At 74.1% G+C, this 14,240-nt stretch carries 9 protein-coding genes and 2 pseudogenes; 5 read left to right on the top strand and 6 right to left on the bottom strand.

All coding sequences use genetic code 11. The annotated features are described in order from the left end of the window. Positions 1-9: 9 nt before the first annotated feature. Both ABEB13_RS27645 and ABEB13_RS27640 read right to left on the bottom strand, forming a co-directional pair. The gene (locus tag ABEB13_RS27645; protein WP_100888261.1) at positions 10-600 is read right to left on the bottom strand and encodes a DUF5998 family protein; all 591 of its coding nucleotides are present in this window, start codon (positions 598-600) and stop codon (positions 10-12) included. 113 nt (positions 601-713) lie between these two features. Next, a pseudogene (locus ABEB13_RS27640) lies at positions 714-3,640 on the bottom strand (bifunctional acetate--CoA ligase family protein/GNAT family N-acetyltransferase). A 55-nt stretch (positions 3,641-3,695) separates the two neighbouring features. Between ABEB13_RS27640 and ABEB13_RS27635 the strand changes: the two are divergent. After that, a complete protein-coding gene (locus ABEB13_RS27635) occupies positions 3,696-3,974 on the top strand; it encodes an HPr family phosphocarrier protein (protein ID WP_345707614.1) in 279 nt (92 codons plus the stop codon). 85 nt (positions 3,975-4,059) lie between these two features. Here the strand turns inward: ABEB13_RS27635 and ABEB13_RS27630 are convergent. Further along, positions 4,060-4,853: pseudogene (locus tag ABEB13_RS27630) on the bottom strand (glutaminase). A 250-nt stretch (positions 4,854-5,103) separates the two neighbouring features. On the opposite strand from ABEB13_RS27630, the gene ABEB13_RS27625 reads away from it, so the two are divergent. Together ABEB13_RS27625 and ABEB13_RS27620 are read left to right on the top strand one after the other, a co-directional pair. Further along, positions 5,104-5,817 carry an AzlC family ABC transporter permease gene (locus tag ABEB13_RS27625; RefSeq protein WP_345707613.1) on the top strand — a complete coding sequence of 238 codons (714 nt, stop codon included), beginning with the start codon at positions 5,104-5,106 and terminating at the stop codon, positions 5,815-5,817. After that, positions 5,807-6,121 (top strand): branched-chain amino acid transporter permease, encoded by a 315-nt coding sequence (locus ABEB13_RS27620; RefSeq protein ID WP_345707612.1) that lies wholly within the window; start codon positions 5,807-5,809, stop codon positions 6,119-6,121. Before ABEB13_RS27625 ends, ABEB13_RS27620 begins: the two co-directional genes overlap by 11 nt. A gap of 78 nt (positions 6,122-6,199) precedes the next feature. On the opposite strand, the gene ABEB13_RS27615 is transcribed toward ABEB13_RS27620, so the two are convergent. The 3 genes from ABEB13_RS27615 to ABEB13_RS27605 all read right to left on the bottom strand — a co-directional run bounded on the left by ABEB13_RS27615 (position 6,200) and on the right by ABEB13_RS27605 (position 10,446). After that, the gene (locus ABEB13_RS27615) at positions 6,200-7,393 is read right to left on the bottom strand and encodes an RtcB family protein (RefSeq protein WP_345707611.1); all 1,194 of its coding nucleotides are present in this window, start codon (positions 7,391-7,393) and stop codon (positions 6,200-6,202) included. A gap of 312 nt (positions 7,394-7,705) precedes the next feature. Then, entirely contained in the window at positions 7,706-9,073 is a 1,368-nt protein-coding gene (locus tag ABEB13_RS27610; protein ID WP_345709841.1) for a M16 family metallopeptidase, read from the bottom strand. Positions 9,074-9,087: 14 nt separating this feature from the next. Beyond that, the gene (locus tag ABEB13_RS27605) at positions 9,088-10,446 is read right to left on the bottom strand and encodes a M16 family metallopeptidase (protein ID WP_345707610.1); all 1,359 of its coding nucleotides are present in this window, start codon (positions 10,444-10,446) and stop codon (positions 9,088-9,090) included. 262 nt (positions 10,447-10,708) lie between these two features. Here ABEB13_RS27605 and ABEB13_RS27600 point away from each other — a divergent pair, with 262 nt between their 5' ends. Both ABEB13_RS27600 and ABEB13_RS27595 read left to right on the top strand, forming a co-directional pair. Further along, the gene (locus ABEB13_RS27600) at positions 10,709-13,159 is read left to right on the top strand and encodes a DNA gyrase/topoisomerase IV subunit A (protein ID WP_345707609.1); all 2,451 of its coding nucleotides are present in this window, start codon (positions 10,709-10,711) and stop codon (positions 13,157-13,159) included. Positions 13,160-13,323: 164 nt separating this feature from the next. Continuing rightward, positions 13,324-14,223: a ferredoxin family protein gene (locus tag ABEB13_RS27595; RefSeq protein ID WP_345707608.1), complete on the top strand. Its 900-nt coding sequence runs from the start codon at positions 13,324-13,326 to the stop codon at positions 14,221-14,223. The last annotated feature ends 17 nt before the right edge of the window (positions 14,224-14,240 follow it).

Raw genomic sequence — 14,240 nt, 5'->3', positions numbered from 1 at the left:
GCGGCGGCCTCAGACCCGGCCGGTGACGGTGGCCTCGGACAGCGCCCGGGCGAACACCAGCGCCTGGGCGACCGTCTCCGGGCCGTCGCCGGCCTCGCTGACGCGCAGCGACAGGTCGTCCGCGGTCGCCGAACCGGTGTAGCCGTGGTCGGCGTCGCAGTTCGGGTCGGAGCAGCCGGCCGGCTCCAGGTCGAGGCGCTGCACGGCGCCCCACCCGATGGTCAGCACGACCTCGCGCGGCAGCGTGCCCGGGGTGTAGGTCTCCGGGTTGGCGACCATGCGGCTCAGCACCACCGAGTTGATCCGGTCCAGCCGGACGCTCTCGGTGGACGTCGTCGCGAACGGGACGGGCGTCGCGGCGTCGCCGTTCTGCTCGTCGGTGTGGCTGACCACGAACCGGGACGGGGTGAGCACCAGCACGGTGACGTGCCGGCGGACCTCGTTGGCGTCGAAGGTGGTCTCCTGGTGCACCAGGTAGGACGTGATCGGCTCGGGGCCCACCGCGGACTCCACGGCCTCCGACACCAGAGCCGGGTAGTAGCCACTGCGCTCGATCGCGGACCGCAGGTCCTGTGTCGTGGTGGTACCGGTCTTCGCCATGTCTCCATCCTGGCATGTCCCGCCGACGAAGCGGGCGGCACTGCGCCGAGCTTCCGGGGGCCCCTCGCGCGGGGGCTGTCCAACAGCGCGCCGTCGGGCGCAGCCAGGCAAGGCTACAGGCTGCTCATGGCCCTCGGTCCCAGATCGGTGCGCACCGGCAGCGGGGCGATCCGTACGCGCGCCCCGAGAACCGCAAGCCCGTGCGGGGCCACGACCACGGGTTCGAGATCGACGGCGGCGACCTCCGGCAGGTCGTCGACGAGCCGGGAGACCCGCAGCAGCAGGTCCTCCAGGGCCGCGGTGTCGACCGGGTCGGCGCCGCGCCAGCCGAACAGCAGCGGCGCGGCGCGCACCTCGCGGATCAGGGCGGCGACGTCCTGGTCGGTGGCGGGCACCAGACGGTGGGCGACATCACCGAGCAGTTCGGCGGGGGCGCCGGCCAGCCCGAAGCTGAGGATGGTGCCGGCCGCCGGGTCGACGGTGGCGCCGATCACGGTGTCCACCCCGCGCGGGGCGAGCTGCTGCACGACCAGCTCGGCCTGGGCGGCGCCGCCGAGCAGGGCGTCGAGTTCGCGGTGTGCCCGGCGCAGCCCGTCCTCGTCGGTGAGGTCGAGCCGGACGCTGCCGAGGTCGGGCCGGTGGCGCAGGTGCGCGGCGGTGGCCTTGAGCGCGACCGGATAGCCGAGGCCTGCGGCGGCGCGCAGCGCGCTCTCCTCGTCGGGGGCGGGCCGGGTGGGCCGCACCTCGATGCCGTAGCAGCCGAGCAGGGTGGCGGCCTCGTCGTCGGGCAGGGTGATCCGGGCGCCGCCGGGCTGGGTGCGGGCGGCGACCGCCCGGCGGGTGTCCAGCGCGGCCTCGACCAGGGCGCGGGCCGCCGTCTCGTCGATCCGGTCGAGCTCCGGGACGCGGGCCGTCCGCTCCGCCTCGGCGCTCTCGCGGCGCCACTCGGCGTACCGGACGGCGTCCGCGAGGGCGTGCACCGCGCGTTCGGGCGCCGGGTAGGCGGGGATCCGTCCGTCGCGCAGCCGGTGGGCGAGGCCGCCGAGGGCGAGGTGGGTGAGCAGCAGCGGCTTGCCGAGTTCGCGGGCCCGGGCGCCGGCGTCGAGCAGGGCGGCGGCGATCTCCGCGTCGTCGTCGCGCAGGTCGACGTCCGGGGCGGTGCCGGCCGGCTCGGCCTCGGGGGCGCCCTGCACGCCGATGGACGGGATGGCGACGGCGATCACCGCGTCGACGGCCGGGTCGGCGAGCGCGACGCCGAGCGCGATCCGGAAGTTCTCGCCGGTCGCGGCGGTGGTCAGGTCGACCGGGGTGCGGGGGCGGAGCCCGCTGGAGAGGCAGGCGTCGTGGGTGAGCAGGCCGAGCGAGTCGGAGTTGCCGACCACCGCGACCCGGTCGCCGGCCGGCAGCGGCTGGCGGGCCAGCAGCTCACCGGTGTCGAACAGCTCGGTGATGGTCTCCACCCGGACGACGCCGGCCTGCCGGAACAGCGCGTCCACGGTGGCGTCCTTCAGCCGGCTCGCGGCCGGCTGCACGGCGTGGCCGGGCGGCAGGCTGCCGGTGTGCCGGGCGCCCTTGACCACGACGACCGGCTTGGCGGCGGCGAGCCGCCGGGCGATCCGGGTGAACTTGCGCGGGTTGCCGAAGGACTCCATGTACATCAGCACGGCGTGGGTGGCGTCGTCCTCCTCCCAGTACTGGAGGAGGTCGTTGCCCGAGACGTCGGCGCGGTTGCCGACGGAGGCGAAGGAGGAGACGCCGAGTCCGCGCCGGTGCGCGGCCTCCAGCAGGGCGACGCCGATCGCGCCGGACTGGCAGAAGACGCCGAGCGTGCCGCGGGCGGGCAGCACCGGGGCGAGCGAGGCGTTCAGCGGGTGCGCGGGGTCGGTGGAGACCAGTCCGAAGGCGTTCGGGCCGATCACCCGCATGCCGGCGGCGCGGGCCTGCCGGACGAGGGCGCGCTGGCGGTCGCGGCCCTCGGGGCCGGTCTCCGCGTAGCCGGCGGTGACCACGACCAGGCCCTGGACGCCGTGCGCGCCGCAGTCGGCGACCACGGAGGGCACCACGGCCGCGGGGACGGCGATCACCGCCAGGTCGACCGGGCCGGGGATCTCCAGCAGGGAGCGGTGGGAGGCGACGCCGTCCAGGACGGTGCCCGCGGGCAGGCCCCGGTTCACCGCGTACACCGGACCGTGGAAGCCGGCCAGGCTGCGCAGCAGGCCGCGGCCGACCGAGTGGGGGTTGCGGGAGACGCCCACCACGGCGACCGACCGGGGGTGAGCAGCCGTTGGACCGAGCGGGACTCCGCCCGGTGCTCGCGGGCCCGCATCACCGCGAGCGAGGCGGCGGTCGGCTCCAGGTCGAACTCCAGGTGGACGACGCCGTCGGCGAAGCTGCGGTGCTGGGTGTACCCGGCATCGGTGAAGACCTTCACCATCTTGCGGTTCTCCGGGAGCACCTCGGCGATGAAGCGGCGGATGTCGCGCTCCTGGGCGACCGCGGCGATGTGCTCCAGCAGGGCGGAGGCGACGCCGCGCCCCTGGTGGGCGTCCTGGACGAGGAAGGCGACCTCGGCGTCGGTGCCGGTCTCGGACGGCCGGCCGGTCTCGTCGATCCGGTCGTAGCGGACGGTGGCGATGAACCGGTCACGGACCACCACGGCCAGGCCCACCCGGTTCACGTAGTCGTGGTGGGTGAAGCGCCGCACGTCGCGGTCGGAGAGCCGCGGGTACGGGGCGAAGAAGCGGAAGTACTTCGACTGGTCGGAGACCTGGCCGTAGAACTCGACCAGGCGCTCGGCGTCGTCCGGGGTGATCGGCCGGATCCGGGCCGCGCCGCCGTCGCGGAGCAGCACGTCGGCCTCCCAGTGCCGGGGGTAGCCGGGCTGGTCGCGGGCGTCCGTCCCGTCCGGCCGGCCGGTGGCCCCGGTCCGTCCCTGCGCGTCGGACGGCCCGGTCTCGTCGCTGTGCGGTGCCGTCCCGGAGTCGTCCACAGGCGCCAGGTTATCCGTACCCCGGGCTGTGCGCGGATCGGTCCACGGCATGCAACACTGGTCTAGACAACACAGCTCCACCCAGCACCACCGAAAGGCACGTCCCATGGCAGAGCGCAGCGTCACCATCGGTTGGGCCGAAGGGCTGCACGCCCGTCCCGCCTCGATCTTCGTCCGCGCCGTGACCGCCACCGGCGTGCCGGTCACCATCGCCAAGGAGGGCGGCAACCCGGTGAACGCCGGCTCCATGCTCGGCCTGCTCGCCCTCGGTGCCCAGGGCGGAGAGTCCGTCGTGCTCGCCTCCGACGCCGACGGCGCCGACGCCGCGCTGGACCGCCTCGCGCAGCTCGTCCAGGGCGGCCTCGACGAGCTCCCGGCCGCCTGAGCCGACCGCTCCGTACGCCAGCACCGAAGGGGTGCGCCGCCGACCGCGGCGCACCCCTTCGGCATGCTCTCCCGGGGTCACGGGGTCAGAACACCGACCAGCCGGTCGCCGTCGTCAGGGCGTCCAGGGCGGCCACCCCCAGCACCGAGTTCCCGGCCGCGTCCAGCCCCGGGCTCCACACGCAGGCCGCGCCCCGGCCCGGCAGCACCGCCAGCACGCCCCCGCCGACCCCGCTCTTCCCCGGCAGGCCCACCCGGTAGGCGAACTCCCCGGCGGCGTCGTACGTCCCGCAGGTCAGCAGCACCGCGTTGATCCGCTTCGCCTCGCTGCGCGACAGCAGCCGCGAGCCGTCCACCCGCACCCCGTGCCGGGCCAGGAACAACCCCGCCAGGGCGAGGTCCCGGCAGCTCGCCGCGATCGCGCAGTGCGCGTAGTAGTGCGCCAGCACGCTGTCCACCGGGTTGCGCAGGTTGCCGTAGCTCGCCATGAAGTGCGCCATCGCGGCGTTGCGGTGGCCGTGCCGCGCCTCCGAGGCGGCCACCGTGTCGTCCGCGGCCACCTCCGGGTTGCCGGACTCGGTCCGCAGGAAGTCCCGTACCGCGCCCACCGCGTCGCCGGTCAGCTCCAGCAGCCGGTCGGTCACCACCAGGGCACCCGCGTTGATGAAGGGGTTGCGCGGGATGCCCTGCTCCGACTCCAGCTGGACGAGCGAGTTGAACGGATTGCCGGACGGCTCCCGGCCCACCCCCGCCACAGCCCCTCGCCGCCCTCGGCCAGCGCGAGCGCCAGCGTGAACAGCTTGGACACCGACTGGATCGAGAACGGCCGCTGCCAGTCCCCCGCGCCGAACACCCCGCCGTCCACCGTCGCGATCGCCATCCCGAAGGCCAGCGGATCCGCCTCGGCCAGTGCCGGGATGTAATCCGCCACCCGGCCGCGCGCCGGCATCCGCCGGGCCTGCTCCATCGCGTCCTGCAACAGCACCTGGTAGTCCACAGCCTCGTTCACGCCGACATTGTGGCCCGTCCACCGGCCGGAACCCGCCGTCGTCCACGCACCGGAAGCCCCCGGCGTCCACGCACCGGAACCCGCTGTCGTCCACGAACGGTGCGCACCTACCCTGGGCGGGGTGACCACCGACTCCCCCACCCTGGCAACCGCCGCGGCCCCGCCCGAACGCCCCGTCCGCACGGCGGCCCGCGACACCCTCGGCGTCGGCCTCGGCCTCTACCCGCTCGGCATCGCCTTCGGCGTGCTGCTCACCCAGAGCGGCTTCGCGTGGTGGTGGGCGCCGCTGTTCTCGCTGCTGATCTACGCCGGTTCGCTGGAGTTCCTGGCGATCGGGCTGTTCCTCGCCCTCACCCCGCTCGCCTCCGTCGCCCTGACCACCTTCCTGGTCAACTTCCGGCACGTCTTCTACGGGCTGTCCTTCCCGCTGCACCGGGTGCGCGGCCGGTTCGCGAAGGCCTACAGCGTGTACGCGCTGACCGACGAGGCGTACGCGCTCTGCGCCGCCCGCCCCGGGCTGTCCGGCCGCCGCATCCTGGCGGTCCAGGCGTTCTGCCAGGGCTACTGGGTGGCCGGCGGCCTCACTGGCGCGCTGGCCGGCGCCGCCCTGCCGGGCACCCTGCACGGCCTCGACTTCGCGCTGACCGCGCTGTTCGTGGTGCTCGCCATCGACGGCTACCGGGCCACCCGGGACGTCCCCGGCCCCGTCCTCGCGCTGCTCTGCGCCCTGACCGCACTCGTCGTCGCCAAGGGCCAGCTGCTGGTCGTCGCCCTCGGCCTGTACGTCCTCACCCTCGCCGCCCGCCACCTGCTCAGGAGCCGACGTGCCCACTGACCGCTACCTGCTCGCCGGCCTCGCGGTGATGCTCCTGGTCACCGTGGCGCTGCGGGCCGCCCCCTTCGCCGTGCTGGGGCGGCTGCGCGAGTCGGCCCTGATCGCCTTCCTGGCGACCACCATGCCGACCGGGGTGATGGTCGTCCTGGTCGTCTACACCCTGCGCGACCTCGACGGCTCGACCGCCCTTCCGGCGGCCCTGGGCGTCGCCGCCACCGCCGGCCTCCACCTCTGGCGCCGCAACGCCCTGCTGAGCATCGTCGCCGGCACCGCGGTGTACATGCTGGCGCAGCAGCTGACCTGAACACCGCTGCGCGCGACAGGAATCGAGTGCCCCCGCGGAGAAGGCCGGGGCGCGCGTCGCGCGCACCCCGGCCGGGGGTCAGCCCTTCACGCAGACGACCTGCTTGAGGTGGGCGACCACCTCGACCAGGTCCTTCTGCTGGTCCATCACCTTCTCGATGGACTTGTACGCGCCGGGGATCTCGTCGACGACGCCGGAGTCCTTGCGGCACTCCACGCCCTTCGTCTGCTCGACCAGGTCCCGGGTGGTGAACTTCTTCTTCGCCGCCGTCCGGCTCATCCTGCGGCCGGCGCCGTGCGAGGCGGAGTTGAACGCGGACTCGTTGCCGAGACCGCGCACGATGTACGAACCGGTGCCCATCGAGCCCGGGATGATGCCGTAGTCGCCGGAGCCCGCCCGGATCGCGCCCTTGCGGGTCACGAGCAGGTCGACGCCGTCGTACCGCTCCTCCGCCACGTAGTTGTGGTGGCAGCTGATCATCTCGTCGAAGACCGGCTTCGCCTTCGGGAACTCGCGGCGCACCACGTCCTGGAAGAGCGCCATCATCATCGCCCGGTTGTTCTTGGCGTACTCCTGCGCCCAGAAGAGGTCCTGGCGGTAGGCGTTCATCTGCGGGGTGTCCGCGATGAAGACCGCGAGGTCGCGGTCGATCAGGCCCTGGTTGTGCGGCAGCGACCGGGCCACGCCCATGTGGTGCTCGGCGAGTTCCTTGCCGATGTTGCGCGAACCGGAGTGCAGCATCAGCCAGACGGCACCGGTGTCGTCGACGCAGACCTCGATGAAGTGGTTGCCTCCACCGAGGGTCGCCATCTGCTGCGCCGCCCGCTCGCGCTTCCAGCGCACCTCGGAGGCGATGCCGTCGAAGCGGTCCCAGAAGGCGCTCCAGCCCGCCGTGGCGAAGCCGTGCAGCGACCGCGGGTCGACCGGGTCGGAGTGCAGTCCCCGGCCGACCGGGATGGCCTGCTCGATCTTGGAACGCAGCCGCGACAGGTCGTCCGGCAGGTCCTTCGCGGTGAGCGAGGTCCTGACCGCCGTCATTCCGCAGCCGATGTCGACGCCGACCGCGGCCGGGCAGACCGCGCCGTTCATCGCGATCACCGAGCCGACGGTCGCACCCTTGCCCAGGTGCACGTCGGGCATCACGGCGAGGCCGTGCAGCCACGGCAGGGTGCTGATGTTGCGCAGCTGCTGCAGGGCCTGGCCCTCGACGGTGGCCGGATCGGTCCACATCCGGATGGGGACCCGGACGCCGGGTACCTCGGTGTACGACATGGTGAACGACCTCCAGGGGTCGGTGGGTTCAAGCGTATGCGGGAATCACCGTGCGAAAGGTCCCGGCACGGTTCGGGGAAGCCGGTGGGCGGTGCGCTCAGCGCGCGCGGCGCGGGGCGGCGGGAGAGCCCGGGAGGGCGGTGCGTCGTGGGGAGCGCCTGTACAACTCGACCCGCATGGTGACCGCCTCCTCTCCGCCGTGCCGTGTGTGTGCCGGGGAACATCTAGCCACGGCCGTGACCGGCGCCGCAACGCAATAACGACGAGCGGCCCGGTGGAGCTGACGCTCCGCCGGGCCGCTGCCGTGCCGGGTCAGTTGGCGATGACGGTGACCTCGCCGATGCCCAGCTCGCGGACGTCGTCGGCGATCGCCGCCGCGTCGCCGACCAGCACCGTGACGAGGCGCTCCGGCGGGAACGCCGCGACGACCGCCTCGGTGGCGGCCTCGGTGCCGAGCTCGGCGAGCCGGCGGTACACCTCGGCCTGGTAGTCGTCGGGCAGGTCCTGCTCGACCTGGTCGGCGAGGGTGCCGGCGACCGAACCGGCGGTCTCGTACCTGAGCGGGGCGACGCCGACCAGGAACTGCACCGCCTCCTCGCGCTCGGCGTCGGTGAGGCCCTCGGCGGCCAGCGTGCGCAGGATCGTCCAGGTGTCGGCCAGGGCCGGGCCGGTGGAGGCGGTGTCGACCGAGCCGCTGATCGCCAGCAGGGCCCGGCCGGAGCCGTCGGCGGCGGAGCGCAGCGGCTGGGCGAAGGCCCGGACGCCGTAGGTGTAGCCCTTCTCCTCGCGCAGCACGCGGTCCAGGCGGGAGGTGAGGGTGCCGCCGAGGCAGTAGGTGCCGAGCAGCTGGGCGGCCCAGGTCGGGTCGTGGCGGTCCGGGCCGACCCGGCCGATGAGGAGCTGGGTCTGGACGGAGCCGGGCCGGTCGACGATGACCACGCGGGCCTTGTCGTCGGCGCTCACGGGCGCGTGCACGGACGCCTCGGCGGGGGTGCCCGTCCAGGTGCCGAGGGTGCTCTCCAGCAGGGCCGTGAGGTCGGTGCCGGTGAGGTCGCCGACGACCACGGCGGTGGTGGTGGCCGGCCGCAGGTGGGCGTCGTAGAAGGCCTTCACGGCGGCCCGGTCGATCGCGCGGACGGTGTCGGTGGAGCCGCTGCGCGGGCGCGAGAGGCGGTCCGCGGAGTCGAACAGCGTGGCGTACAGGGCCTTGGCGGCGCGCCGGGCGGGGTTGGCCTGCTCGTGGGTGATCTCGTCCAGGCGGTTGGCGACCAGGCGCTCGATCTCGTCCTCGGGGAGGGCGGGGGCGCGGAGCGCCTCGGCGAGCAGGGTGAGGCCGCGCTCCAGCCGCGAGGCCGGGACTTCGAGGGAGACCCGGACGGCGGGGTGGTCGGCGTGGGCGTCCAGGGTGGCGCCGGCCCGCTCCAGCTCGGCGGCGTACTCCTCGGCGGTGAGCGTCGCGGTGCCCTCGTTGAGGGCGCGGGCGAGGATGTTCGCGACGCCGTCGAGGCCGGCCGGTTCGGCGGCGAGCGGGGCGTCGACGACGAGGTCGACGGCGACCAGCTGCTGGCCCGGGCGGTGGCAGTGCAGGACGGTCATGCCGTTGCCCAGGGTGAGCCGCTCCGGCGCGGGGAACGCCCACGGGGTGGCGGGGCCGGCGGTCGGCTGCGGGTGGAAGGTCATGGCGGATTCGGTGCTCATGCGGCCGTCTCCTCCTCGGGCTCGTCGGCGGTCCGGTCGTCGGCGGTCTGGTCGTCGTCGTCGGAGGTGGTCGGCTCGTAGACGAGCACGGCCCGGTTGTCGGGGCGCAGCCGGGCGGCGGCGACGGCGCGGACCTCCTCGGCGGTGATGTCGAGGACCTTGGACAGGGCGGAGTTGACCAGCCCGGGGTCGCCGAACAGGACGGCGAAGCGGCAGAGTTCGTCGGCGCGGCCGGCGACGGTGACGAGCCGGTCGAGCCATTCGCGCTCGATCTGGGCCTGCGCGCGCTCCAGCTCCTCCGGGGTGGGCCCGTCGGCGGCGAAGCGGGCGAGCTCCTCGTCGACGGCGGCCTCGACGCTGCCGATGGTGGCGTCGCCGGAGGTCTTGACGTCGAGCCAGCCGAGCGAGGGCGCGCCGGCCAGGCGCAGCAGGCCGAAGCCGGCGGTGACGGCCGTGCGGTCGCGGCGCACGAGGCGGTTGTAGAGGCGGCTGGACTCGCCCGAGCCGAGGATGGTCAGGGCGAGGTCGGCGGCGTCGGCCTCGCGGGTGCCGTCGTGCGGGAGGCGGTAGGCGGCCATCAGGGCGCGGGAGGGGACGTCCTCCTCGACGAGTTCGCGCAGCTCGCGGCCGATGGTGTCGGGCAGGGTGCCGTCCCGCGGGGGCTGCTTGCCGTCGTGGGCGGGGATGGTGCCGAAGTACTTCTCGACCCAGGCGAGGGTCTGCTCGGGGTCGAGGTCGCCGACGATGGAGAGCACCGCGTTGTTGGGCGCGTAGTAGGTGCGGAAGAACGCGCGGGCGTCCTCCAGCGTGGCCGCGTCCAGGTCGGCCATGGAGCCGATCGGCGTGTGGTGGTAGGGGTGGCCGTCCGGGAAGGACAGCGCGGTGAGCTTCTCGAAGGCGGTGCCGTACGGGACGTTGTCGTAGCGCTGGCGGCGCTCGTTCTTGACGACGTCGCGCTGGTTCTCCATCGAGGCGTCGTCGAGGGCGTGCAGCAGCGAGCCCATCCGGTCGGCCTCCAGCCAGAGCGCGAGCTCCAGCTGGTGGGCGGGCATGGTCTCGAAGTAGTTGGTGCGTTCGAAGCTGGTGGTGCCGTTGAGCGAGCCGCCGGCGCCCTGGACGAGCTCGAAGTGCCCGTTGTTGGAGACGTTGGCGGAGCCCTGGAACATCAGGTGCTCGAAGAGGTGGGCGAGGCCGGTGCGGCCCTTGACCTCGTGGCGCGAACCCACGTCGTACCAGAGGCACACGGCGGTGACCGGGGTGAGGTGGTCCTCGGAGAGCACCACGCGCAGGCCGTTGGCCAGGCGGTGTTCGGTGATGGCGAGGCCTCGTGAGGAGGCGGGGGCCGGATGGGCCATGCGCGGTGGGTCCTTCCCTGGTCGACGGCGGGTCGGGGCACGCGGGTGGTGGTCACCGACCGTGTGCCCCATTGTGGTGCAACGCGTGGAAGGCCGTGTTGTGTCCGCGCCCGGCAGGCGTTCGCCAGGGGCGGAAGCGGCGGGGGTGGGCGGGGCTGTCCGCGGGAGGGTCCACAATGGGGGGCGCCGTGCCCGCGTACGGTACGAATCGGTTGTCCCAGAGATCGAATCAGCCCGACAGACGCAAGGGAGCCCCGCCGCGATGGCCCGCCGCAGTTCGCCCACCCCGCCGCCCGGTGACTTCGAGGAGCGGATCCTCGACGTCGATGTCGTGGACGAGATGCAGGGTTCGTTCTTGGAGTACGCGTACTCGGTGATCTACTCCCGTGCGCTGCCCGACGCGCGGGACGGGCTGAAGCCCGTGCACCGCCGGATCCTGTACCAGGCCAACGAGATGGGCCTGCGGCCCGAGCGCGGCCATGTGAAGTGCGCCCGCCTGGTGGGCGAGGTGATGGGCCGGCTGCACCCGCACGGCGACGCGTCGATCTACGACTCGGTCGTCCGGATGGCGCAGCCGTTCTCGATGCGCCTGCCGCTGATCGACGGTCACGGCAACTTCGGCTCGCTCGGCAACGACGACCCGCCGGCCGCGATGCGGTACACGGAGTCGCGGCTGACGGCGGCCTCGATGTCGATGGTGGAGTCGATCCACGAGGACACCGTGGACTTCGGGCCGAACTACGACGGCAGCGAGCAGGAGCCGGGCGTCCTGCCGGCGGCGTTCCCGAACCTGCTGGTCAACGGCGCGTCCGGGATCGCGGTCGGCATGGCGACGAACATGCCGCCGCACAACCTGGCCGAGGTGGTGGCGGCGGCCCGGCACCTGATCAAGCACCCGACCGCGGACCTGGACACCCTGATGCGGTTCGTGCCCGGCCCCGACCTGCCGACCGGCGGCCGGATCGTGGGGCTGTCCGGCATCCGCGACGCGTACGAGTCGGGCCGCGGCACGTTCAAGATCCGTGCCACCACGGCGATCGAGAACGTGACGGCCCGCCGCAAGGGCATCGTGGTCACCGAGCTGCCGTACAGCGTCGGCCCGGAGAAGGTGATCGCGAAGATCAAGGACCTGGTCAACGCGAAGAAGCTCCAGGGCATCGCGGACGTCAAGGACCTGACGGACCGCGAGCACGGCCTGCGGCTGGTGATCGAGGTCAAGAACGGCTTCGTGCCGGAGGCGCTGCTGGAGCAGCTGTTCAAGCTGACGCCGATGGAGGAGACCTTCGGCATCAACAACGTGGCGCTGGTGGACGGCCAGCCGCTGACGCTGGGTCTGAAGGAGCTGCTGGAGGTCTACGTCGACCACCGCTTCGAGGTGGTCCGGCGGCGCAGCGAGTTCCGGCGCCGCAAGCGCCAGGAGCGGCTGCACCTGGTCGAGGGCCTGCTGGTGGCGCTGGTCGACATCGACGAGGTCATCGCGCTGATCCGCTCCAGCGACAACGCGGCGCAGGCCAAGGAGCGGCTGATGGAGCGCTTCTCGCTGTCGGAGATCCAGACGGCGTACATCCTGGACACCCCGCTGCGGCGGCTCACCCGGTTCGACCGGGTGGAGCTGGAGGACGAGCAGCAGAAGCTCACCGGGGAGATCGCGGAGCTCACCGAGATCCTGGAGTCCGACACCCGGCTGCGCAACGTGGTCTCGACCGAGCTGGGCGCGGTGGCGAAGCAGTTCGGCACGCCGCGGCGGACGGTGCTGCTGGCGGCGGGCGCGGTGCCGAGTGCGGCGCTGACGGTGCCGCTGGAGGTCGCGGACGACCCGTGCCGGGTGCTGCTGTCCTCGACGGGGCTGCTGGCGCGGACGACCGACGGGGAGCCGTCGGAGGGTTCGGAGCAGCGGGCCAGGCACGATGCGGTGGCGTCGGCGGTGACGGCGACGGCCCGGGCGGACGTGGGCCTGGTGACGTCGGCGGGCCGGGTGCTGCGGCTGCCGGTGATCGACCTGCCGCAGCTGCCGGCGGGCGGCGCGGTGTCGCTGGCGGGCGGCGCCGCGGTGTCGGAGTTCCTCCGGCTGGAGGCCGGCGAGCGGGCCCTGGCGCTGACCACCCTGGACGAGTCCTCGCCCGGGCTGGCGCTGGGCACCCTGCAGGGCGTGGTGAAGCGGGTCGTGCCGGAGTGGCCGGCCAACAAGGACGAGTTCGAGGTGATCGCCCTCAAGGAGGGTGACGAGGTGGTCGGCGCGGTCGAGCTGGCCACCGGCGACGAGGACATGGTCTTCATCGCGTCCGACGCGCAGCTGCTGCGCTATCCGGCGGGCCAGGTGCGGCCGCAGGGCCGCCCGGCGGGCGGCATGGCGGGCATCAAGCTGTCGGAGGGCGCGCGGGTGCTGTCGTTCACGGCGGTGGATCCGGCGGTGGACGCGGTGGTGCTGTCGGTCGCGTCGGCGTCGGGGACGCTGGCCGGTGCGGAGCACACCACGTGGAAGGTGACGCCGTTCGAGCAGTACCCGCGCAAGGGCCGGGCCACCGGCGGTGTGCGCTGCCAGCGGTTCCTGCGCGGGGAGGACGCCCTGGCGTTCGCCTGGGCCGGCGCGGTGCCGGCGCTGGCCTCGGCGGCGAACGGCTCGCCGGTGGAGCTGCCCGAGCGCGACCCGCGGCGGGACGGCTCCGGCACTCCGGTGACGGGACAGGTGGCCGCGGTCGGCAGCCGCGCCTGACGGCGGGTGCGGGCCGTCGCACGGGGCCGGAGCGGCCCCCGTGACGGCCCGCTCCGCCCGCCGGGCCCCGTCGGGCGCGTCCGGGCCGGGGTCGACGGGCCGTGGCCGACCGGGGCTGCGGTCGACCGAGCCGTGGCCGACCGGGCGAGGGTAGGCTCACCTGGGTGAGCACCTGCACCACGCTGTCGCGTGAACTGACCGAACCGCTGGCCGCGACCGCGGCGACGGCGGCGACCTGGCTGCTCGTCGAGCAATCCGGTCCGTGGGGTGCGAAGGCGCTGGTGGAGAGCCATCTGGACACCGCGGTCGGCCGGGCCCTGGAGACCGCGGCGGCCGGCACGGGCGTGCGGGTGGCACTGATCCGCAGCCCCGGCCGGCACGCCGACGCGCAGGCGGCGCCGCACGAGGTGATCGTCGCGCACACCGCACCGGGCCGGTCCTGGGTGCGGCGCACCGCGGTGACCGATCCGGCGGAGCTGCTCGCCCTCGACCTCGCCGCCCTCGGCGCGGGCGAGCACGGGGGCCTGGGCACCGAGCACACCGGCGGCCCGGTGGCCCTGGTGTGCACCAACGGGCGCCGGGACCGCTGCTGCGCCCTGCTGGGCCGGCCGCTGGCCGCCGAGCTCGCCGCGGCCGGGCACGGCGAGGTCTGGGAGGTCACGCACCTCGGCGGCCACCGCTTCTCCCCGACGATGCTGGTGCTGCCGTACGGCTACGCGTACGGCCGGCTGTCCGGGGCGAGCGCCAAGGAGGTGCTGGCGTCGACGGCGGCCGGGCACACCGTGCCGGAGTTCTCCCGGGGCCGTTCCTGCTGGCAGCGGCCGGGCCAGGCCGCGGAGCACGCGGTGCGGCTGGCGACCGGCGAGACGGCGGCCGACGCGCTGACCGTCGAAGCGGAGCGGGCCGACGGGGGCGGCTGGGCGGTGGAGGTCCGGCACACGGACGGCCGGCGCTGGCTGGTGCCGGTCACCGAGGGTGTCAGCCTGCCGCCGCGGCCGGAGAGTTGCGGCAAGGCCGCGGGTACGCCGTCGCGGATGACCGCGGGCCCGGTGGAACGGCTGTGACGGCCCCCGCCCGCTGT

The sequence above is a fragment of the Kitasatospora paranensis genome (assembly GCF_039544005.1).
GTDB classification, from domain to species: domain Bacteria; phylum Actinomycetota; class Actinomycetes; order Streptomycetales; family Streptomycetaceae; genus Kitasatospora; species Kitasatospora paranensis.
This window is presented reverse-complemented; position numbering and strand designations above follow the sequence as displayed.